The organism is Streptomyces sp. NPDC088810 (assembly GCF_044750305.1).
In the GTDB taxonomy this organism is placed as follows: Bacteria; Actinomycetota; Actinomycetes; order Streptomycetales; family Streptomycetaceae; genus Streptomyces.
Genome location: NZ_JBIVJQ010000005.1, coordinates 67,914 through 87,530 on the forward strand (window position 1 = coordinate 67,914; position 19,617 = coordinate 87,530).

20 protein-coding genes and 1 tRNA gene are annotated in these 19,617 nt (G+C 72.2%); 13 read left to right on the plus strand and 8 right to left on the minus strand.

Features of this window, described 5'->3' with window-relative positions; genetic code table 11:
• Positions 1-110: 110 nt before the first annotated feature.
• Genes ACIP4Y_RS18080 through ACIP4Y_RS18095 form a run of 4 tightly spaced genes read left to right on the plus strand, consistent with a single transcriptional unit; the run spans position 111 to position 2,200 of the window.
• The gene (locus tag ACIP4Y_RS18080; protein WP_358640556.1) at positions 111-494 is read left to right on the plus strand and encodes a hypothetical protein; all 384 of its coding nucleotides are present in this window, start codon (positions 111-113) and stop codon (positions 492-494) included.
• Positions 491-1,303: a transcriptional regulator gene (locus ACIP4Y_RS18085; protein ID WP_401394114.1), complete on the plus strand. Its 813-nt coding sequence runs from the start codon at positions 491-493 to the stop codon at positions 1,301-1,303. Before ACIP4Y_RS18080 ends, ACIP4Y_RS18085 begins: the two co-directional genes overlap by 4 nt.
• 31 nt (positions 1,304-1,334) lie before the next feature.
• Positions 1,335-1,814 (plus strand): roadblock/LC7 domain-containing protein, encoded by a 480-nt coding sequence (locus tag ACIP4Y_RS18090; protein WP_401394117.1) that lies wholly within the window; start codon positions 1,335-1,337, stop codon positions 1,812-1,814.
• 11 nt (positions 1,815-1,825) lie between these two features.
• On the plus strand, positions 1,826-2,200 hold the full coding sequence (locus ACIP4Y_RS18095) for a hypothetical protein (RefSeq protein WP_358640561.1): 375 nt from the start codon (positions 1,826-1,828) through the stop codon (positions 2,198-2,200).
• 7 nt (positions 2,201-2,207) lie between these two features.
• Here ACIP4Y_RS18095 and ACIP4Y_RS18100 read toward each other — a convergent pair whose 3' ends face one another.
• Both ACIP4Y_RS18100 and ACIP4Y_RS18105 read right to left on the minus strand, forming a co-directional pair.
• Positions 2,208-2,792, minus strand: coding sequence for a hypothetical protein (locus ACIP4Y_RS18100; protein WP_401394121.1), 585 nt, complete (start codon positions 2,790-2,792; stop codon positions 2,208-2,210).
• 95 nt (positions 2,793-2,887) lie between these two features.
• Complete coding sequence (locus ACIP4Y_RS18105; protein WP_401394124.1) at positions 2,888-3,730, minus strand: MurR/RpiR family transcriptional regulator; 843 nt, start codon at positions 3,728-3,730, stop codon at positions 2,888-2,890.
• Positions 3,731-3,981: 251 nt separating this feature from the next.
• Between ACIP4Y_RS18105 and ACIP4Y_RS18110 the strand changes: the two genes are divergently transcribed.
• Complete coding sequence (locus ACIP4Y_RS18110) at positions 3,982-4,431, plus strand: hypothetical protein (RefSeq protein ID WP_358640567.1); 450 nt, start codon at positions 3,982-3,984, stop codon at positions 4,429-4,431.
• A gap of 16 nt (positions 4,432-4,447) precedes the next feature.
• Here the strand turns inward: ACIP4Y_RS18110 and ACIP4Y_RS18115 are convergent, their stop codons facing one another.
• Positions 4,448-5,209 (minus strand): SDR family oxidoreductase, encoded by a 762-nt coding sequence (locus tag ACIP4Y_RS18115; RefSeq protein ID WP_401394127.1) that lies wholly within the window; start codon positions 5,207-5,209, stop codon positions 4,448-4,450.
• 148 nt (positions 5,210-5,357) lie between these two features.
• Between ACIP4Y_RS18115 and ACIP4Y_RS18120 the strand changes: the two genes are divergently transcribed.
• Positions 5,358-6,194, plus strand: a complete 837-nt coding sequence (locus ACIP4Y_RS18120; protein WP_401394130.1) for a helix-turn-helix transcriptional regulator — start codon at positions 5,358-5,360, stop codon at positions 6,192-6,194.
• A 329-nt stretch (positions 6,195-6,523) separates the two neighbouring features.
• Here the strand turns inward: ACIP4Y_RS18120 and ACIP4Y_RS18125 are convergent, their stop codons facing one another.
• Positions 6,524-7,915, minus strand: a complete 1,392-nt coding sequence (locus ACIP4Y_RS18125; protein WP_401394132.1) for a cystathionine beta-synthase — start codon at positions 7,913-7,915, stop codon at positions 6,524-6,526.
• Between the two features lie 159 nt (positions 7,916-8,074).
• Here ACIP4Y_RS18125 and ACIP4Y_RS18130 point away from each other — a divergent pair, with 159 nt between their 5' ends.
• The 3 genes from ACIP4Y_RS18130 (at position 8,075) to ACIP4Y_RS18140 (ending at position 11,519) form a co-directional block, all read left to right on the plus strand.
• Positions 8,075-9,094, plus strand: a complete 1,020-nt coding sequence (locus tag ACIP4Y_RS18130) for an SGNH/GDSL hydrolase family protein (RefSeq protein ID WP_401394135.1) — start codon at positions 8,075-8,077, stop codon at positions 9,092-9,094.
• 132 nt (positions 9,095-9,226) lie between these two features.
• Positions 9,227-10,444 carry an acetyl-CoA C-acetyltransferase gene (locus tag ACIP4Y_RS18135; protein ID WP_358640576.1) on the plus strand — a complete coding sequence of 406 codons (1,218 nt, stop codon included), beginning with the start codon at positions 9,227-9,229 and terminating at the stop codon, positions 10,442-10,444.
• Between the two features lie 283 nt (positions 10,445-10,727).
• Positions 10,728-11,519 carry a LapA family protein gene (locus tag ACIP4Y_RS18140; protein WP_358640578.1) on the plus strand — a complete coding sequence of 264 codons (792 nt, stop codon included), beginning with the start codon at positions 10,728-10,730 and terminating at the stop codon, positions 11,517-11,519.
• Between the two features lie 8 nt (positions 11,520-11,527).
• Here the strand turns inward: ACIP4Y_RS18140 and ACIP4Y_RS18145 are convergent, their stop codons facing one another.
• On the minus strand, positions 11,528-11,839 hold the full coding sequence (locus ACIP4Y_RS18145; RefSeq protein WP_358640580.1) for a hypothetical protein: 312 nt from the start codon (positions 11,837-11,839) through the stop codon (positions 11,528-11,530).
• 99 nt (positions 11,840-11,938) lie between these two features.
• Here ACIP4Y_RS18145 and ACIP4Y_RS18150 point away from each other — a divergent pair, with 99 nt between their 5' ends.
• Positions 11,939-12,169, plus strand: coding sequence for a DUF4287 domain-containing protein (locus tag ACIP4Y_RS18150; protein WP_358640582.1), 231 nt, complete (start codon positions 11,939-11,941; stop codon positions 12,167-12,169).
• Positions 12,170-12,225: 56 nt separating this feature from the next.
• Here ACIP4Y_RS18150 and ACIP4Y_RS18155 read toward each other — a convergent pair whose 3' ends face one another.
• Positions 12,226-13,086: a Bax inhibitor-1/YccA family protein gene (locus tag ACIP4Y_RS18155; protein ID WP_401394141.1), complete on the minus strand. Its 861-nt coding sequence runs from the start codon at positions 13,084-13,086 to the stop codon at positions 12,226-12,228.
• A 371-nt stretch (positions 13,087-13,457) separates the two neighbouring features.
• Positions 13,458-13,541, minus strand: a tRNA-Leu gene (locus tag ACIP4Y_RS18160).
• Between the two features lie 403 nt (positions 13,542-13,944).
• On the opposite strand from ACIP4Y_RS18160, the gene ACIP4Y_RS18165 reads away from it, so the two are divergent.
• Positions 13,945-14,715: an ABC transporter ATP-binding protein gene (locus tag ACIP4Y_RS18165; RefSeq protein WP_358640586.1), complete on the plus strand. Its 771-nt coding sequence runs from the start codon at positions 13,945-13,947 to the stop codon at positions 14,713-14,715.
• Positions 14,715-17,243 (plus strand): ABC transporter permease, encoded by a 2,529-nt coding sequence (locus ACIP4Y_RS18170; RefSeq protein WP_401394146.1) that lies wholly within the window; start codon positions 14,715-14,717, stop codon positions 17,241-17,243. The genes ACIP4Y_RS18165 and ACIP4Y_RS18170 overlap by 1 nt, the downstream gene beginning before the upstream one ends.
• A gap of 64 nt (positions 17,244-17,307) precedes the next feature.
• Here ACIP4Y_RS18170 and ACIP4Y_RS18175 read toward each other — a convergent pair whose 3' ends face one another.
• Entirely contained in the window at positions 17,308-18,600 is a 1,293-nt protein-coding gene (locus ACIP4Y_RS18175; RefSeq protein WP_401394149.1) for a class I SAM-dependent methyltransferase, read from the minus strand.
• Between the two features lie 313 nt (positions 18,601-18,913).
• On the opposite strand from ACIP4Y_RS18175, the gene ACIP4Y_RS18180 reads away from it, so the two are divergent.
• Positions 18,914-19,594 carry a hypothetical protein gene (locus tag ACIP4Y_RS18180; RefSeq protein WP_401394152.1) on the plus strand — a complete coding sequence of 227 codons (681 nt, stop codon included), beginning with the start codon at positions 18,914-18,916 and terminating at the stop codon, positions 19,592-19,594.
• Positions 19,595-19,617: the final 23 nt, after the last annotated feature.

Genomic DNA, 19,617 nt, shown 5'->3' on the forward strand with positions numbered 1-19,617 from the left:
TACGCCGGACGCATGTTCCACCGGAAAATGCCAAAGGCCTCACCTCCCCCACCTACGTTGCGTAGTGTCGGCGTCACTCAGCCGGAGTCCCAGGCGGGAGGGGAGCCACGGTGCCCGGAATCGACGAGTGCTTACTGGAAGCGATGCGGCTGCCCGGTGCCCGGGGGGCCGCGCTGGTGGACTGGACGAGCGGACTGGCCCTCGGCACGGTCGGGGAGGCGCCCGGCGGCGACCACGAGACGACCGCCGCCGAGGCCGCCGAACTGGCCCGGATGGCCGCCGAGCACGGCACCTTCGCGGCGGCCGGCGACGAGCTGCCGCCCGTGGAGGACGTGATCATCAGCAACGGTGACAGCTACCACCTGCTGCGCTTCGTGGACACGTCCTTCGACAGCAGCGTGTTCCTGCACCTGTGGCTCGGCCGTGAGGAGGGCAACCTCGCGCTCGCCCGGATCCGGCTCGGCGAGATGGCAGCCCGGCTGGTGCTGGGATGACCGTGGTCAGCACCCCGCAGCCGGCCCTGCCCGTGCGGGACAAGGCGGCCACCCGCGCCCTGTCCCCGATGCTGACCCGGCTCGCCGAGGAGCGGGCCACCGGCGTCCTGGTCCGCGAACACGGTGTCCTGCACCTCGCCGAGGGCCGGGTGGTGCACGCCGAGAGCCCCCTCGCCCCCGGCCTCGACGTGCTCCTCACGGCCCACGGCACGCTCGCGGCCGCCGCCTGGCAGCAGGCCGTGGCCCGGACCCCGGGCCCCCTGCACGCGGCCGAACTCCTGCTGCGCTCCGGGGTGCTGCCCACGGGCGCGCTGGAGCTGTGCCACCTGGACGCGCTGTACGACGCCGGGTACTTCGCGCTGGCCCCGAGCAGCACCCCGGGGCGGTTCCGGTACGACCACGCGCCCCGCCTCGGCCCGCTGCCCTCGGTCCCGGTCGTCGCGCTGGAACGCGAGACGCTGCGCCGCCGGCTGCTGCTGCACCGGCTGTGGCCCGACCCGGCCGCCGACAGCGCCCCGCTGATCCGCGCGGACCCGGCCGCCGGCCGCACCCCGGGCGCGCCGGTCACGCCCCGGCAGCGGGCCGTCCTGGACCGGGTGGACGGCGTCCGCACGGCCACCGACATCGCCCGGAACCTGGGCCGGCAGGCGTTCCACACGCTGGTCGACGTACGCCGGCTCACGGCGGCCGGGCAGATCGCGCCCGCGCCCACGGCACCCGCCCCGCCACCACCACCGCCCCACCCGGTCACCACCGACCCCGACATCGCGCTGCTGAAGAGGCTCAGGGATGCGCTGGAGGCGCTTTGAACGGCACCGCCCCGCCGAGAGGAGACAGCTGATGGCGGCCGAAGAGGACCTGCGCACCGTCGTGGACGAGCTGCGCCGGCTGCGCACCCGGGTGCCGCAGCTCACCGGCGCCCTCGCGGCCGGCGTCGACGGCCTCGTCGTCGCCCACGACACCCCCGGCGTCGACCCGGACGGCCTGGCCGCGCTCACCGCGGCCGCGCTCGGCGTCGCGGTACGGGTCACCGACGCCACCGGGCACGGCGGCTTCCGGGAGCTGCTGGTGCGCGGCGAGCGCGGCTACATCGCCACCTACGCGGCCGGCCGCACCGCCGTCCTGACCCTGCTCGCCCAGGACCGGGTCAACGTCGGCCGGCTGCACCTGGAGGGCCGCCGGGCCGGCGCCCGCATCGGAGAGCTGCTGGACGCCGCCGAGGCCGTACGTCCGCTGCCCAGGACCACCCCCGCACGCCCCCGCACCCCCCGCGCGCCCCGCACCACGGCCGCCGAGGCACGCACCGCAACCGACAGCTGAAAGGGACCACCATGGCCAACACCGAGACCGCACTGAAGGAAGCCCTCACCTCCATCGAGGGCGCCACCGGCGTCGCGCTCGTCGACTACACCAGCGGGATGGCGCTGGGCACGATGGGCGGCAGCAAGAGCTTCGACCTGAACGTGGCCGCCGCCGGCAACACCGACGTCATCCGCGCCAAGATGCGCACGATGGAACACCTGGGCCTCAAGGCCGAGATCGAGGACATCCTGATCACCCTGTCGGACCAGTACCACCTGATCCGGCTGCTCAAGGGCCGCGGCGGCAACGGCCTGTTCCTCTACCTGGTGCTGGACGCGGCCCGGGCCAACCTGGCGATGGCCCGGCACCAGCTGAAGCGGATCGAGGAGGACCTGGAGGTCTGACGGCGACTCAGACCAGGGCCGCGGTACGGCGGCGGGCCCCGCCGGGGGCCGCGTCGCCGGCCGCGATGCCGGTACCGCGCAGGCCCTTCACGGCCATGCCCGCCGGGCGCCCGCCGCGCCGGTCGAGCCAGTCGACGCGCACCCACAGCAGCGTCTCCTGGGCCCGCTCCAGCCGCCCGAGCCAGGCGGCCTTCAGCCGCAGCCCGGTGCCGAACCCGGCCAGCAGCATGCCGCCGGCCGCGGGCACCGCGAAGGCGGAGCCGAGCGCGAGCGCCCCGCCCAGCAGCAGCCACCAGCGGTGGCCCCGGCGCCAGGCGCGCACGGTCACCGCCCGGTCCTGCAGGACGTCGTACTTGCCCGCGCGGGCCGCCCCGCGGGCGAGGGCGGCGTACCGGGCCCGCCGGGCGAGTGCCACGACGGCCGCGCCGGCCAGGAACAGCGCGGCCCCGGCCAGCACGCCGATCCGGCGCCCGGTCACTCCCTCCGGCACCATCCCGATCCCCGCGGCGACCACACCGAGCCACCACAGCGGGGCGGCCCCCGCCCGTACGACGACGGCCACCCGAGCCAGTCCCTGTCCTCCGCGCGCCACGTCAGCCTCCCGTGTCACGTGTCCCCACAGCGCATGTGTCTCGCAGGGAAGCTACTAGCAGAACGTGAGACGAATCTGAGAGCGGCGGGGCCCGCTCATTCCACGAACAGTCCGCGGGCCGCCGCGTTCGCGTCGAACTCCTCCAGCCGGGCCTGGGCGTCCGGCAGGTCGTCGCACAGGGCCTCCAGCAGCACCCGGCCGAGCAGCATCGGGGCGCACGCGGTGTCGAAGGCGAGTCCGGTGCCGACGGCGGCGGGCAGCAGCAGGTCGGAGTGCTTGGCGACCGGCGCGAACGCCGAGTCGGCGACCGTGACCACGGTCAGGCCGGCGTCCTTGGCGTAGGCGAGGGTGTCCACGACCTCGCGGGGGTGCCGGGGCAGCGCGAAGCACAGCAGGGAGGTGGCGCCCGCGCGGACGGCGGCGTCGATGCGGTCGTGGATCATCGTGCCGCCCTCGTTGAGCAGCCGGACGTCCGGGTGGACCTTGGCGGCGAAGTAGGCGAAGCCGTAGGCCTGGGAGGCGGCGGCGCGCAGTCCGAGCACCGGCAGCGGGCGGGAGGCGGCGAGGATCCGGCCGGCCTGCTGCACCGGGCGCGGGTCGGCGAGCAGCTCGGCCAGGTGCCTCAGGTTCTCGATCTCGGCCTCGACGGCCTGCTGGTACTCGTTGTAGGCGGAGGCCTCGGCGGCCGGTTCGGCCGGGACGACCTCGCGCAGGTGTCGGCGCAGGGCGGGGTAGCCGTCGAAGCCGAGGGCGACCGCGAACCGGGTCACCGAGGGCTGGCTGACCCCGGCCAGTTCGGCCAGCTCCACGCTGGACAGGAAGGGCACGTCGGCGGCCCGGCGCACCATGCTGTGCGCGATGCGGCGCTGGGTCGGCGTGAGCCGGTGGCCCTCGAAGAGCGCCTGCAGTCGGTTGGCAGGGCTGTCGGTCCCGCTCATCACGTAACTCCCCCTCCGGATTCCTCGACGCCCCGGGAGAGTACAGCGCCCAGGCATGGACGAACACGGGCCGCCTATTCAGACAACGTGTCGCTGCATACCGTTATACAGCCCAGCGCGGGGGGAACGCATGGCCGCGGCGGAGCCGGGACGCCCTCGCCGTCGCGCGGCGCAACGCGGTGGCCGGCCCGACCCGGACCGGGGGGCTAGCCCCAGTGCGGCGGAGCCGACCGCTCCCTAGGCTGACCGCCATGACCACACGCGAGCCCCGGGACGCCGGCCTCCGGGCGGACCCCAACCTCGGCAAGGACCTCGACGCGACCGTGCGGGCCCGCCGGGAACTGGGCGAGGACTACGACACGGCGCTGGTGGAGTCCTTCCTGGAGAAGGTGGGGCAGCGGATCGACGACACGGTGGACCGCCGGGTGCGGCGGCAGCTGGCCGAGCAGCAGCTGGAGACGGCACGCGAGACCCGGCGGCCCAGGCCGGCCGACTCCTGGGGCGAGCGCTACGGCTTCGCCCTGATCACCCTGGTCCTGGCGATCCCGCTGTCCTCGATCGCCGGCGCCTTCGCCGGGATGTCCGGGATGGTGGTCACCTGGATCGGCATCGTCGGCGTCAACGCGGTGCAGGCCGTACGGATCCACCCGGAGCTGCTCGCCGGCCGGGGCGGCCGCGACCGCTCGCCCCGGGACGGGTGACCGGCGCCCCGGGGCGTCAGGCCTGCCGGGTCGGCAGCACCATGATCTGGCGCAGGTTGACGTGCCGGGGGCGGCTGGCGACGTAGGCGACGACGTCCGCGACGTCCGCCGCCGCCAGCCCGCCGATCACCTCGAACATGCCGTCCAGCTGCCCGGACAGCTCCGCGCTGTCGACGTGCGTCTTCAGCTCGGTCTCCGTCAGCCCCGGCTCGATGTTGGTGACCCGGACGTCCTGCGGCCCGAACTCGGTGCGCAGGGACTGCGAGAGATAGGTGACGGCGGCCTTCGTGGCGCCGTAGACCGCGTAGTTCGGGAACGGGACGTGGGCGCCGATCGAGGAGATGTTCACCAGGTCGGCGGTGCGGCCCTCGCCGGCGGCGGCCACCAGACCGGCGCCGAAGGCGCGGATGACCCGCAGCACGCCGGTGACGTTGGTGTCGAGCATCCGCTGCCACTCGTCGAGCCGGCCCTCCTGGATCGGGTTCGGCAGCATGACACCGGCGTTGTTGACGACGAGGTCGACGGCGCCGAACGCCTCGTGGATCCGGTCCCGGGCCGCCTCGACGGACGCGTCGTCGGTGACGTCGGCGGCCACGGCGAGCGCCTCGCCGCCCTCGGCCCGGATCTTCTCCACCAGCGCATGAAGCCGGTCCGCGCGCCGGGCGAGCAGCGCCACCCGGGCGCCCTCGGCGGCCAGGTGCAGGGCGACGGCCTCGCCGATCCCGCTGGCGGCTCCGGTGACGACGGCGGTACGGCCGGACAGGTTCGCGTACGACATGGGATTCCCCCTGGGCGGTTCGCACCGGGGCTGGTCCCCGGCGGCTGGCACCACTCTCGCCGCGTCCGGCGGCCGTACCCAGGGATACGGTTTTCCTGGGTCTGCCAGTACCAGGATGCGGGCCGCGCCCCTCGCCTACGATCGGCGCATGAACGGGGACTGGACCGAAGCAGAGGTGGGCGACTTCCTGCGCTCGCGCCGCGCCCGCATCCGGCCGGAGGAGGTCGGGCTGCCCGCGCACGGGCGGCGCCGGGTGCCGGGGCTGCGCCGCGAGGAGGTGGCCCAGCTCGCGGGCGTGAGCGTCGACTACTACATCCGGCTGGAACAGGGCCGGGGCACGAGCGTCAGCGACGCCGTCCTGGACTCCGTCGCGCGGGTGCTGCGGCTGGACGAGACCGAGCAGGCGTACCTGCGTACGGTGGCCCGGCCGCGCCGGCAGCGCAAGCAGCCGGCCGGCCCGTCCCGCGTCCGCCCCGGTGTGCAGCTCCTCCTGGACGCCATGGAGCACAGCCCGGCGTTCGTGCTGGGCCGCCGCATGGACGTCCTGGCCTGGAACGCGCTCGGCGACGCGGTGAACGGCTTCAGCCGGCTGGCTCCGGCCGAGCGGAACGTGGCCCGGCTGGTCTTCCTGGACCCGGCCGGCCGGGAGCTGTACCCCGAGTGGCACGCGGTCGCCGCCCAGACGGTGGCCCATCTGCGGGTGAACGCGGGCCGGTACGCCGCCGACCCCGAGCTGTGCGCCCTGGTCGGCGAACTCTCGGTCAGGAGCGAGGACTTCCGCCGGCTGTGGGCGGACCACGAGGTCAGGGAGTGCGCGTACGGCGTGAAGAAGGTACGGCACCCGGTCGCGGGCCTGCTGACCCTGCCGTACGAGACCATGACGACCCCGACGGACCCGGAGCAGACGATCGTGGCGTACACCCCGGAACCGGGCTCGGAGACGGCGGAGCGCCTGGCGCTGCTGGGGAGTTGGGCCACCGTCTGAGGCCGGTGCCGGCGGGAGGGGTTTGCGCGGGGACCGCCGCACCCCCGTTGCCGGGGGGCGGGACGACGGCGGTCCCCGCGAGGGACGCGGGCCGGGTCAGGCCGGGCCCCCGCGTCCGTGGCGTCCATGGAGGTCCGGGAGCCGCTCCGGAGGTCCTTGGCGCCGTTCGGCGCCGGCCCGGGAGGAGAGCCCCTCCCTGCCGACACCCACTACTGTGCCGGACGCGTGTTAAGCAGGTGCTGCGTACACGTGACACGCTCGTACCACTTGCGCGAACCCCGCCCGCACCCCAAGTCCCCCGAGGTCGCGGGCGGTTCACCGGCCGTTCGCTACTTGTTGCCGCCCTTGGCCAGGAAGGCCAGCAGGTCCTGCCGGCTGACCACACCGGTCGGCTTGCCCTCGACCAGGACGATCGCCGCATCGGCCGAGCCGAGCACGGACATCAGGTCGCCGACCGGCTCGCCGGAGCCGACCTGGGGCAGCGGGGCGGACATGTGCTTCTCCAGCGGGTCCTCCAGCGAGGCCCGCTTGCTGAACAGGGCGTCCAGCAGCTCCCGTTCCACCACGGACCCGACGACCTCGGCGGCCATGACGTCGGGGTGGCCGGCGCCCGGCTTGACGACGGGCATCTGCGAGACGCCGTACTCGCGCAGCACCTCGATGGCCTCGCCGACGGTCTCCTCCGGGTGCATGTGCACCAGGGACGGGATGGCACCGGCCGCCTTGTCGTTCAGGACGTCGCCGACGCGGGCGCTGGGGCCCTCGTCCTCCAGGAAGCCGTAGTCGGCCATCCACTCGTCGTTGAAGATCTTGCTGAGGTAGCCGCGGCCGCTGTCGGGCAGCAGCACGACCACGACGTCGTCCGGGCCGAGCCGCGAGGCGACCTCCAGCGCGGCCACGACGGCCATGCCGCAGGAGCCGCCCACCAGCAGGCCCTCCTCCTTGGCCAGCCGGCGGGTCATCTGGAAGGAGTCCTTGTCGGAGACGGCGACGATCTCGTCCGCGACGCCGCGGTCGTAGGCGGTCGGCCAGAAGTCCTCACCGACGCCCTCGACCAGGTACGGCCGCCCGGAGCCGCCGGAGTACACCGAGCCCTCGGGGTCGGCGCCGATGACCTTGACCTTCCCCTGGCTGGCCTCCTTCAGGTAGCGGCCGGTGCCGGAGATGGTGCCGCCGGTGCCGACTCCCGCCACGAAGTGGGTGATCTTCCCCTCGGTCTGCTCCCACAGCTCGGGGCCGGTCGAGTGATAGTGCGACAGGGGGTTGTTGGGGTTGGAGTACTGGTCGGGCTTCCAGGCGCCCGGGGTCTCCCGGACCAGCCGGTCGGAGACGTTGTAGTAGGAGTCCGGGTGCTCCGGCGCGACGGCGGTCGGGCACACGACCACCTCGGCGCCGTAGGCCCGCAGCACGTTGATCTTGTCGGTGCTCACCTTGTCGGGGCACACGAAGATGCACTTGTAGCCCTTCTGCTGGGCCACGATGGCAAGCCCCACACCGGTGTTGCCACTGGTCGGCTCGACGATCGTGCCGCCCGGCTTCAGCTCCCCGCTCTGCTCGGCGGCCTCGATCATGCGCAGGGCGATGCGGTCCTTCACGGAGCCGCCCGGGTTGAAGTACTCCACCTTGGCCAGGACGGTTGCCTGGATGCCCTTGGTCACGTTGTTGAGCCGCACCAGCGGGGTGTTGCCGACGAGGCTGATCATCGAGTCGTGGTATCGCACCGTTGTCTCCGGTCGCTGCAAAAGAACTGTTCGTAGTGGTGTCGCCAGCCTAAGGCCAGCGGTGAGGCGAGCGCGGTCGTTCACGGGGCGTTGAGATTGACGCACGGTCGGTACGGGGCAAGGAGTGGGTGTACCGCTACAAGGAGGTGTCGGCGACGCATGACGAGCATGTCGAGGGCACGGGTGGCCCGGCGCATCGCGGCCGGGGCGGCGTACGGCGGCGGCGGGGTCGGGCTGGCCGGCGCGGCCGTGGTCGGTCTGGTGCTGGCGGAGCTGCGGCTGGCGCGGCGCCATGTGGGCAACGGCACCGGCGGCCGGGTGCCGGTGGCCGACGGCGTGTACGGCCACGCGTACGACATCCCCGGCGAACCGCCCCTGCGCCTGACCATGCTGGGCGACTCCACGGCGGCGGGGCAGGGTGTGCACCGGGCGGGCCAGACCCCGGGCGCGCTGCTGGCCTCGGGGCTGGCGGCGGTGGCGGAGCGGCCGGTGGAGCTGCGGAACGTGGCGTCGCCCGGGGCCCAGTCCGACGACCTGGACCGGCAGGTGGCCCTGGTGCTGTCGTCCCCCTCCCCCGTCCCGGACATCTGCGTGATCATGATCGGCGCGAACGACGTGACCCACCGGATGCCGCCGACCCGCTCGGTACGGCACCTGGCGGCGGCCGTACGACGGCTGCGCACGGCCGGTGCCGAGGTGGTGGTCGGCACCTGTCCCGACCTCGGCACCATCGAGCCGGTGCAGCAGCCGCTGCGCTGGCTGGCCCGGCGGGCGTCCCGGCAGCTGGCGGCGGCCCAGACGATCGGGGTGGTGGAGCAGGGCGGGCGCACGGTGTCGCTGGGCGACCTGCTCGGCCCGGAGTTCGAGGCGAATCCGCGGGAGCTGTTCGGGCCGGACAACTACCACCCCTCGGCGGAGGGGTACGCGACGGCGGCGATGGCGGTGCTGCCGACGGTGTGCGCGGCGCTGGGCCTGTGGCCGGCCGAGGAGGAGCGGCCGGACGTGTCGCGCCGCGAGGGTTTCCTGCCGGTCGCCCGGGCGGCGGCCGAGGCCGCGTCGGAGGCCGGTACCGAGGTGACGGCGGCGATGCCCACCGGTCCGCGGGGTCCCTGGGCCCTGCTGAAGCGGAGGCGCCGGCGCCGGGTCCATGAGGCCGAGCCGGCGACCCCGTCGCTCTGACCGGCGCCACCCCGAGCCAAGCAAGCGCTTAGAAAGTGCGGCCAGTGTCACACCCCGACACCGATGACCTCAGAAGTACGGCCGGGTAACTTCCCAACCGGCCCTGCCTAACCCCCTTCCCCTGGAGCCGTGATGCCCGAAGCCGTCATCGTCTCGACCGCCCGCTCTCCCATCGGCCGCGCGAACAAGGGCTCCCTGAAGGACCTGCGCCCCGACGACCTGACCGCCACGATCATCCAGGCGGCGCTCGCCAAGATCCCCGAGCTGGACCCGCGGGACATCGACGACCTGATGCTCGGCTGCGGCCTCCCCGGCGGCGAGCAGGGCCACAACCTCGGCCGGATCGTCGCCGTGCAGATGGGCATGGACCACCTGCCGGGCTGCACGATCACCCGCTACTGCTCCTCCTCCCTGCAGACCTCCCGCATGGCGTTGCACGCCATCAAGGCCGGCGAGGGCGACGTCTTCATCTCGGCCGGTGTCGAGATGGTCTCCAGCTACCGCAACGGCAGCTCCGACATGCCGGGCACCTACAACCCGCTGTTCGCCGAGGCGCAGGCGCGCACCGAGGCCGTCGCCCAGCAGGAGGGCACGACCTGGCACGACCCGCGCGAGGACGGCCTGCTGCCCGACCCGTACATCGCGATGGGCCAGACCGCGGAGAACCTGGCCCGCGCCAAGGGCATCAGCCGCCAGGAGATGGACGAGTTCGGCGTCCGCTCGCAGAACCTCGCCGAGGAAGCCATCAAGAACGGCTTCTGGGAGCGCGAGATCACCCCGGTGACGCTGCCCGACGGCACGGTGGTCAGCAAGGACGACGGCCCGCGCGCCGGCGTCACCCTGGAGGCGGTCCAGGGTCTGAAGCCGGTCTTCCGCCCGGACGGGCTGGTCACCGCCGGCAACTGCTGCCCGCTCAACGACGGTGCCGCCGCGGTCGTCATCATGTCCGACACCAAGGCGCGCGAGCTGGGCCTGACCCCGCTCGCCCGGATCGTGTCCACCGGCGTCTCCGGCCTCTCCCCGGAGATCATGGGCCTCGGCCCGGTCGAGGCCAGCAAGCAGGCCCTCCAGCGTGCCGGCCTCACCATCGGCGACATCGACCTGGTCGAGATCAACGAGGCTTTCGCCGCCCAGGTGATCCCCTCGTACCAGGAGCTCGGCATCGACCTCGACAAGCTGAACGTCAACGGCGGCGCCATCGCCGTCGGCCACCCCTTCGGCATGACGGGCGCCCGCATCACCGGCACCCTCATCAACTCGCTGCAGTGGCACGACAAGCAGTTCGGCCTGGAGACGATGTGCGTCGGCGGCGGCCAGGGCATGGCGATGGTCATCGAGCGCCTCAGCTGACCCACCGTCCGTAGTGAATCAGCCACTTTATGTGGCAGAAAGGCCCAGAACCGAGGAAACGCCAAGGTTCTGGGCCTTTCCGTGATCCAATCTCCCCCAGGATGTGACCTATCTCGCTCGCCCGGCACATCGGTGCTGGTCAGCGCGGGTCAGCACGGCGCACGACGAAACCACGAACCCAAAGTCCTGTCCGTTTCGTGACGTTACGCACTGACAGCTGGTTAGTCCGCCCTTCAAGCTGATGTAGGAAGTCGGGGGTCGACTTTGAACCGGGAGTATGTCAGTGAGCGCCATGCCGATCGCCCTGCTGCTCACCACGGCAGCCACCGGCGCCGTGGGCGTCGCCGTCCTGCGCACCGTCCTGAAGCTGCGCAGGCAGCTGGCGGAGCTCCAGCGGCAGCTCGCAGAGAACCAGGCCGCGACCACGCACGCCCTGCTGCCGGGCGCCCGTACCAGCGCCGGCGCCGACCAGATACGCGCGGCCGTGGCCGAGGCGCTCGCCGAGGAGCGGGAGCGGGAGCTGGCCGAGGCGCGCGCCTTCTGGGCGGCGCAGGAGGCCCGTGACGCCTCCGACACGCCCACGCTGCTCGGTCTGCCCGAGGTCGATGTGTTCCTGCCCCGGCAGGCGGACTTCGCGGGCCTGGAGCCGCTGGAGCCGGTGTCCGAGCCGGGCGGCGACGCCGACGAGTTCGCCGGGGAGTCCCCCGAACTGGCCGCGGCCCGCCGCCGACACCCCTCGCACCCCGACTTCGTCCCGGTGCAGTCGCCGGCCGTGAACGACCACGAGCGCACGGTCACCACGCTGGAGGAGCTGGCCGCCGAGCGCGTCGAACTCTCCGACGTCCGCCCCGGCCCGCTGGGCACCCTCGACGTCTACGTCTTCGCCGACGGCACCACCCTGTGCATGACCCCGGGCCACCGCGAGACGGCGGAACGCCTGGCAACGGCCCTGGAGTCCGGCGAGGCCCCGTACCTGCTGGGCGGCTCGGGCGTCTCCGGCGCGTACACGCTGACGTTCGCGTGCGGCGAGGAGATGGTGTACATCCTGGCCGACAGGGTGATCGCGTCCTTCTGACGCCGGTCTCAGACCCCCGCCCTCTTCCGCGCCTCCTCCACCAACCGCACGGCCTCGGTGACCTGATCGTCGCTCTGCAGCACGACCGCGAGGTCGTGCGCGGCGACGAGGATCTGATCGGCGGCGGCGAACATCCCCGCGTCCGGCATCTCCCGGGGCTCGGCCCCGGGCGACTCCACCCGCTGCGCCCACCCGGACAACTCCCGGGCCAGCGCAAGCGCCTGCGCGGCGGCGCCTCGTTGCAGCCGGCTCTGCGGAGCCGCCCGCAACCGGTCGGCGAAGTGATCCACTGCTTGGGTCAAGGGCGTCGTATCAACCACGCGCCGAGCGTAACGTGCCGCACTGTTGCCAATACGCGAACGCTCAGGCACGGTGACCTGAAGGACCGGCTTACATCCCCTTTGCGTTCGGAGGCGCCGATGTCCCACGTCTTCTCCGAGGAGACCCACCGCAATCTGCTCGCCCGTATCCCCCACTGCACCGGTCGTGAAGTCTCCGACTGGCTGCGCACCGTCGAAGAAGGCCCGTCTCTGTTCCGCTTCGAGGAGAAGGTCAGCTGGCTCCGGCACGAGTACGACCTCGCGTACGGCCACGCGAAGGCGCTCGTGCACGAGTACGACCTGAGGAGGGCGGCGCGCAAGCTGCTCTGAACGGCACAGGGCCCCGGGCGGATCGCCCGGGGCCCTGCCGGTGACCGGCGGATGCGCTAGTCGTTGCTGCTGAAGATCGCGACCAGCCGCAGCATCTCGACGTAGATCCACACCAGGGTCATGGTCAGACCGAACGCGGCGAGCCAGGACTCGTTGCGCGGGGCGCCGTAGGCGATGCCGTCCTCGATCTGCTTGAAGTCGAGGGTCAGGAAGAACGCGCCGAGCAGGATCGCGATGATGCCGACGAGCGCGCCGAGCGGCCCGAAGCTGCGCAGGCCGCCGTCCTCGGCGACACCGAAGGCGACCAGCAGCAGGTTGATCGCCATGACCACCATGAAGGCGATCGCGATGGCGATGCCGATGCGGGCGTAGCGGGCGGTGACGCGGATCCAGCCGGCCTTGTAGACCAGCAGGGTGGCGCCGGAGACCGCCATGGTGCCGAGCACGGCCTGGAAGGGCGCGCCGCTCCACCGGCTGTTGAACATCTCGCTGAAGACGCCGAGGAAGACACCCTCGAAAGCCGCATACCCCAGGATCAGCGCGGGCGAGGGGGTGCGCTTGAAGCTCTGGACCATCGCCAGGACGAACGCGATCAGCGCGGCACCGACGGCCAGGCCGTAGCTGGTGCCCGAGACCGGCAGCAGCGCCCAGGCCAGGACGGCGCCGACGGCGACCGTGCCGAGCGTGAGGGCCGAGCGGACGACGACGTCGTCCATGGTCATCCGGTCGGTGGTGGCCGGGGCCTGCGGCGGGGCGCCGTACTGGGCGTCCGGCTGCGCGTACGGGTTCTGCGCGTAGGGGTTCTGCGCGTAGGGGTTGCCCTGTGCGTACCCGGCCTGCGGTGCGGTGTTGAAGCCGGCGTAGCCGTTGTCGCGGCTGAACCCCCGTCGCGAGAAGACCGGGTTGCTGCTCCTCATTTCACTCCTCCATGGCTGCCGAGTGCAGCCTTGGCCTCAAGGGTAATGGATTGGCAAAGGATCGTCGTGATACTTGAGGAGGATCTTTCCCCTGCCGTGCTGCCCAACACGCTACGCGGACGACTGATTCCAGGCCACGGACGGACGGCCAACCGAGCGGAAACCCGGCGTACGCCTCGGTCCGGAGCCCGGTGCAGCGGGGTCGTCATGTCCAGCACGCGGCCGGCCGGCCCCCGATGATCCCAACGGTGGTCCGCATGGCGGGGGGCGTGAGTCTGGCCGGGGGCGTGAGTCTCCGACCGCATGGACGCCGCCGTCAACGGTCGTGCGGTGGTCCGGTGCTCTGCGGGGGTGACGTCGATGGCGGAAGGTGCCCGGAGCCGGACTTGAACCGGCACGCCCGCGAAGGGGCAGCGAGGTTTAAGCTCGCCGTGTCTGCATTCCACCATCCGGGCAGGCCATGGGCTCCGCTTCGAGGTTCGAGCCTATCGGGACCCATCCCCCGAACAGCGGACGGGTGGACCGATGTTGTCTTATTTTATTGACGTCTGAGGGTGCATCAGCCGACGGAACGCGCCATCCGCACTTGCCAATAGCCTGACGTGACGGCTGCGCGCGCGTACGTGAAATGACGGAATTTCACCGTCCGAACGAGGGCGGTCCACCTGTTCTCTGCAAGGCCTCCGTGCACGACGGGAGTCAGGGTCGCCCGTCCTCCCCAGGTATGACACCGAGCCGCCCCGTCCGACCCGAGTCGCCCCCCGGAACCGGAACAGCGACTGACTCCCTACGCGTTTCGCGCCGAGACGATGGAGCGGTCCTCAGGAACACACGTCATCCCGACAGGAGCACCCTCCCGTGACCACCACACCCACCGCCGGCCGGACCACCGCCGTGGCCGCACGCGCCACGGAGCTGTCGAAGATCTACGGGCAGGGTGAGACCCGGGTGGTCGCCCTGGACCGGGTCTCGGTCGACTTCCGGGCGGCCGAGTTCACCGCGATCATGGGTCCGTCCGGCTCCGGGAAGTCCACGCTGATGCACTGCGTGGCCGGACTGGACACCTTCTCCTCCGGGTCCGTCCGGATCGGTGACACCGAGCTGGGCTCCCTGAAGGACAAGCAGCTCACCAAGTTGCGCCGGGACAAGATCGGCTTCATCTTCCAGGCGTTCAACCTGCTGCCGACGCTGACCGCCCTGGAGAACATCACCCTCCCGATGGACATCGCCGGCCGGAAGCCGGACAAGGCGTGGCTGGACCGGGTCATCGACATGGTGGGGCTGTCCGGGCGGCTCGGCCACCGCCCCGCACAGTTGTCCGGCGGCCAGCAGCAGCGCGTCGCCGTGGCCCGGGCCCTCGCCTCCCGGCCCGAGATCATCTTCGGTGACGAGCCGACCGGAAACCTGGACTCGCGCTCCGGCGCCGAGGTCCTCGGCTTCCTGCGCAACTCCGTGCGCGAGCTGGGCCAGACCGTCGTCATGGTCACGCACGACCCGGTGGCCGCCGCCTACGCGGACCGTGTGATCTTCCTGGCCGACGGGGGGATCGTCGACGAGATGTACGGTCCGACGGCCGACTCCGTCCTCGACACCATGAAGCAGTTCGACGCGAAGGGCCGTACCAGCTGATGTTCCGCACCGCCCTGCGCAACGTCCTCGCGCACAAGGCCCGGCTGCTGATGACCGTGCTCGCCGTCATGCTCGGCGTCGCCTTCGTCTCCGGGACGCTCGTCTTCACCAACACCATCTCCGACGCCTACCAGAAGAGCTCCGCCAAGGGCTTCGACCGGGTCGACGTCGCCGTACAGCCCGAGTACCAGGACTCCAAGGGCGACAAGGTCGGCAAGGACCCCGAGCTGACCCAGGCCCTGCTGAAGAAGGCCGCCGGGGTTCCCGGGGCCGCCTCCGCCACCGGTGTCGTCACCGGCTTCACCGCCGTCGCCGACAAGCACGGCAAGCTCGTCGGCGGCGACTGGCAGTCCGCCGGCGGCAACTACTGGGGCCCGAAGGACCCCCGCTACCCGCTGGTCAGCGGCCATGCCCCGCGCGGCAAGGACCAGGTGCTGATCGACTCCGCGACCGCGAAGCGGGCCGGCTACCGGGTCGGCGACACCGTCCGCCTCTCCGTCGACGGTCCCGTCCTCACCCCGACCGTCAGCGGCATCTTCACCACCGACGACGGCAACGTGGCCGCGGGCGGCAGCCTCACCCTGTTCGACACCCCGACCGCGCAGGCCCTGTTCGGCAAGAAGGGCACGTACGACGAGATCGACGTGCAGGCCGCGCCCGGCACCAGCCAGACGGCGCTCAAGGCCGCGCTGGACAAGGCGCTGCCGGCCAGGCTCGTGGAGACCACCACCGGCAAGCAGCTCGCCGACGACCAGGCGCAGATGATTTCCTCGTCCATGAGCAGCCTGAAGCAGATGCTGCTGGTGTTCGCCGGTATCGCCCTGTTCGTCGGCACGTTCATCATCGCCAACACCTTCACCATGCTGGTCGCCCAGCGCACCCGCGAGCTGGCCCTGATGCGGGCGGTCGGCGCCTCCCGCCGCCAGGTCACCCGCTCGGTGCTCATCGAGGCGTTCGCGGTCGGCGCGGTCGCCGGTGTGGCCGGTCTGGCCGCCGGTGTCGGCATCGGCGCGGGCCTGCGCTCCCTGCTGGACTCCTTCGGCGGGAGCGTGCCCGACGGGCCGCTGGTGATCACCCCCGGCACGGTGGCCGCCGCCCTGGCCGTCGGCATCCTCGTCACCATGCTGGCCGCCTGGCTGCCCGGCCGGCGGGCCGCGAAGATCCCGCCGGTGGCGGCCATGAGCAGCGTGCACGCCAAGGCCACCACCAAGTCGCTGGTGCTGCGCAACACGCTGGGCTCGCTGTTCGCGGCGGCCGGCATCGCGGTGGTCCTCGCGGGCACGAGGATGGACGCCGACACCGGCCAGGGCGCGATGGGCGTCGGCGCGGTCCTGCTGATCATCGGCGTGTTCGTCCTGACCCCGCTGCTGTCCCGCCCGCTGATCGCCGCCGCCGCGCCGGTGCTGCGCGCCTTCGGGGTGTCGGGCAAGCTGGCCCGCCAGAACTCGGTGCGCAACCCGCGCCGTACCGCGGCCACCGCGTCCGCGCTGATGATCGGCCTGACCCTGATCACCGGCATGACGGTGATGGCGGGCAGCCTGCAGAAGTCCATCGACAAGATGGCCTCCTCGGCGATCCGCGCCGACTACGTCGTCTCGATGGCCAACCGCGGCCCGCTCTCCCCCGAGGTGGAGAAGAAGCTCGCCGGCGCCGACGGGGTCACCGAGAGCAGCCCGCTGCGCAACGGCGAGTCCCGCATCGACGGCGAGACGGAGTTCCTGACCGGCGTCGACGGCGCGGCGATCGGCAAGCTGACGGACCTGAAGGTGACCGACGGCTCCTTCACCGTGGGCGGCACGCGGGTCGTCGTGGACGAGGACCGGGCCAAGTCGTTCGGCTGGAAGGCCGGTTCGCGCTTCACCGCGCACTTCGAGGACGGCAAGGCGCAGCGGCTGACGGTCGCGGGGGTCTACGAGGGCAACGACATGCTGAACGGGATCATCCTCGACAACAAGGTCCTCACCCCGCACCTGACCGACCCGGCCGACATGCAGGTCATGGTCAAGACCGCCGGCGGTGCCTCCGACGGGACCAAGGACGGGCTGGAGAAGGTCCTCGGCTTCAACCCGGCGATCAAGGTGCAGGACAAGCAGGACATCTCCCATGAGATCGGGAAGATGTTCACGCAGGTGCTGAACATGGTCTACGGCCTGCTCGGCATGGCGGTGATCGTCGCGGTGCTCGGCGTCGTCAACACGCTGGCGATGTCCGTCTTCGAGCGCGCCCAGGAGATCGGCATGCTCCGCGCGATCGGCCTGGACCGCAGGGCGATCAAGCGGATGGTCCGCCTGGAGTCCCTGGTGATCTCCCTGTTCGGCGGGGTGCTGGGCATCGGCCTGGGCGTGTTCTTCGGCTGGGCGGCCGGTGAGCTGCTGGGCACGAAGATGGCGACGTACGAGCTGGTGCTGCCGTGGGGCCGGATGGCGGTGTTCCTGCTGCTGGCGGGCACGGTGGGCGTCCTGGCCGCCCTGTGGCCGGCCCGCCGGGCGGCCCGGCTGAACATGCTGGCGGCCATCAAGGCCGAGTAGGCGGCCGTACGACGGCGAAGGGGGCCCCGCGGGACGGGGCCCCCTCAGCTGTGCCGTACCGCGGTCAGCCGTGCCAGGTGCGGGGCCGCAGGGGCAGTCCTGAGGTGCCGGACTCGGGCGTGCGGATCGCCAGGACCTGGTTGACGCCGATGCGGTTGTGTTCGAAGGCGAGCGCGCAGGCGGCCATGTACAGCCGCCAGACCCGGGCGCGGCCGGGGCTGGTGAGCCGGACCGCGCGGTCCCAGTCGGCCTCCAGGTTGGCGACCCAGCGGCGCAGGGTGAGGGCGTAGTGCTCGCGGATGGACTCCACGTCCCGGACCTCGAAGCCGGCCCGCTCCAACTGGGTGACGGTGGTGCCGACGGGGGCGAGTTCGCCGTCGGGGAAGACGTAGGAGTCGATGAACTCGTCCACCTCGTAGGCCGACTCGTCCCGCTGCGGACGGCGGCCGATCTGGTGGTTGAGCAGCCGGCCGCCGGGCTTGAGCAGGTCGTACAGCTGACGGGCGTACTCCAGGTACTTCTCGGCGCCGACGTGTTCGGCCATGCCGATGGAGGAGATCGCGTCGAAGGGGCCGTCCGCGACGTCCCGGTAGTCCTGGACCCTGATCTCCACCCGGTCGGTCAGCCCCTCGTCGGCGACGCGCTTGCGGGCGTACGCCGCCTGCTCCTGGGACAGCGTGACGCCGACGACGCCCACGCCGTACTCGCGGGCCGCGTGGATGGCCATGGAGCCCCAGCCGCAGCCGACGTCCAGCAGCCGCTGACCCTCCTTCAGGCCCAGCTTGGCGCAGATCAGTTCGAGCTTGTCGCGCTGGGCGGTCTCCAGGGTGCCGGCCTCCTCCCAGTAGGCGCAGGAGTACACCATGGAGGGGCCGAGGACGATCTCGTAGAAGTCGTTGCCGACGTCGTAGTGGTGGCTGATGGCCCGTTTGTCGGTGCGGCGGGTGTGCAGGCGCCGGCGGGGTCTGCGGATCTCCTCGCGCGGCGGGGCGGGCGGGATCGGCGGGCCGGCCAGTTTCAGCAGCTCGCGGGCGGCGGCCCGGACGCCGGGGTCGCGCACGGCCTCGACGAGGGTGCGGGCGTCCTCCCCGCGCTCCCAGACCAGGCCCGACATCACGTCGAGCGCGGCGTACAGGTCGCCCTCGATCTCCAGGTCGCCGGAGACCCAGGCGCGGGCCAGGCCCAGTTCGCCCGGTTTGAACAGCATGCGGCGCAGGCCGCGGCGGTTGCGCACGACGAGCGCCGGCGCGTCGGGCGGGCCGGCCTGCGACCCGTCCCAGGCTTTCAGGCGCAGCGGGAGCGGGGCTCCCAGCATCTGCTCGGCAAGACTCCTCAGCCGCGACGCGGCGTCGGCCATGGCGCACACCTCCGTGAAAGAACGGCCACTCGATCCGTCTTCGTCCGGTCTCCGGGGCCAACAATCGCGTACGAGAAGGCCATTCCCGTGGCACCCGGGCCGGACACGGCGTACTTGGTGTTCCCTCGGGTGCAAGCTCCCGTCGGGTGTCGGCTCCCCGGCGTGCGGGGCGCGGAAGTGTGCGCGAGAGAGCGCCGTCGGTCAAGTCCCGAGCCCGCGTGTCACGGGAAGCCGGGGCATGACGGCGGCCGGGGAGCCGGGCCGCAATGGAGACATCCACTTTTCCCCCACCACTGATCCGGAGTGAAGCACCATGACCCGTCGTACCGCCCTCCACCGCCTGGCCCTGACCGCCGCGTCCACCACGGTGATCGGCGCAGGCGTACTCCTGCCCACCAGCGCCTTCGCCGCCCCGGCGGCCACGCCGACGGCCACCGTCGCCGCGGTGGACGCACCGGCCACGGCCGACGATGCCGGCGCCCGGTGGACGCCGACCACCGACAGGCCCAGCGGCGTCTCGGTCCAGATGCCCGGGCACCCCCAGTTCGACGAGGACCGGTCGCCCGACGGCGGCTCGCGCTCCTACCTGCTGACGACCGACCACGGGGTCATCGGCTTCTTCGTCTACGACCAGCCCGGTGCGGCGAGCGCCCAGCCGCTGGACCTCCAGGAGGGTCTCAAGGCGTTCCTGAAGGGCTACAACTCCGAGACCGACTCCCCACTGCGCAGCACCAAGGTCACGGAGAGGACCACACCCGCCGGTGACCAGGTCCTCGTGGCGGACCTCAAGGGTGCCGACGGCACCGTGGGTCACACCTCGTTCGTCAACCTGGGCGACCACACGATCCAGGTGGTGACGGTGGGCCCCGGCAAGCAGCAGAAGGCCGTCGACCGGGACTGGAAGCAGCTCCTGGACAGCGTCCGCACAGCGGACGACCGCACCACCGCGGCCGCCGCCCCCGCCACGGCCGACGAGCCCGCCCAGGCCCTGTGACCGGGACCGGACACGCCGAAGGG

Excerpts from the sequence above, each read along its gene's own strand:
- ACIP4Y_RS18085 (WP_401394114.1), top strand. The coding sequence starts at position 491 with ATGACCGTGGTCAGCACCCCGCAGCCGGCCCTGCCCGTGCGGGACAAG.
- ACIP4Y_RS18090 (WP_401394117.1), top strand. The coding sequence starts at position 1,335 with ATGGCGGCCGAAGAGGACCTGCGCACCGTCGTGGACGAGCTGCGCCGG.
- ACIP4Y_RS18095 (WP_358640561.1), top strand. The coding sequence starts at position 1,826 with ATGGCCAACACCGAGACCGCACTGAAGGAAGCCCTCACCTCCATCGAG.
- ACIP4Y_RS18105 (WP_401394124.1), bottom strand. The coding sequence starts at position 3,730 with ATGAGCGGGACCGACAGCCCTGCCAACCGACTGCAGGCGCTCTTCGAG.
- ACIP4Y_RS18110 (WP_358640567.1), top strand. The coding sequence starts at position 3,982 with ATGACCACACGCGAGCCCCGGGACGCCGGCCTCCGGGCGGACCCCAAC.
- ACIP4Y_RS18115 (WP_401394127.1), bottom strand. The coding sequence starts at position 5,209 with ATGTCGTACGCGAACCTGTCCGGCCGTACCGCCGTCGTCACCGGAGCC.
- ACIP4Y_RS18120 (WP_401394130.1), top strand. The coding sequence starts at position 5,358 with ATGAACGGGGACTGGACCGAAGCAGAGGTGGGCGACTTCCTGCGCTCG.
- ACIP4Y_RS18130 (WP_401394135.1), top strand. The coding sequence starts at position 8,075 with ATGACGAGCATGTCGAGGGCACGGGTGGCCCGGCGCATCGCGGCCGGG.
- ACIP4Y_RS18135 (WP_358640576.1), top strand. The coding sequence starts at position 9,227 with ATGCCCGAAGCCGTCATCGTCTCGACCGCCCGCTCTCCCATCGGCCGC.
- ACIP4Y_RS18150 (WP_358640582.1), top strand. The coding sequence starts at position 11,939 with ATGTCCCACGTCTTCTCCGAGGAGACCCACCGCAATCTGCTCGCCCGT.
- ACIP4Y_RS18155 (WP_401394141.1), bottom strand. The coding sequence starts at position 13,086 with ATGAGGAGCAGCAACCCGGTCTTCTCGCGACGGGGGTTCAGCCGCGAC.
- ACIP4Y_RS18170 (WP_401394146.1), top strand. The coding sequence starts at position 14,715 with ATGTTCCGCACCGCCCTGCGCAACGTCCTCGCGCACAAGGCCCGGCTG.
- ACIP4Y_RS18175 (WP_401394149.1), bottom strand. The coding sequence starts at position 18,600 with ATGGCCGACGCCGCGTCGCGGCTGAGGAGTCTTGCCGAGCAGATGCTG.
- ACIP4Y_RS18180 (WP_401394152.1), top strand. The coding sequence starts at position 18,914 with ATGACCCGTCGTACCGCCCTCCACCGCCTGGCCCTGACCGCCGCGTCC.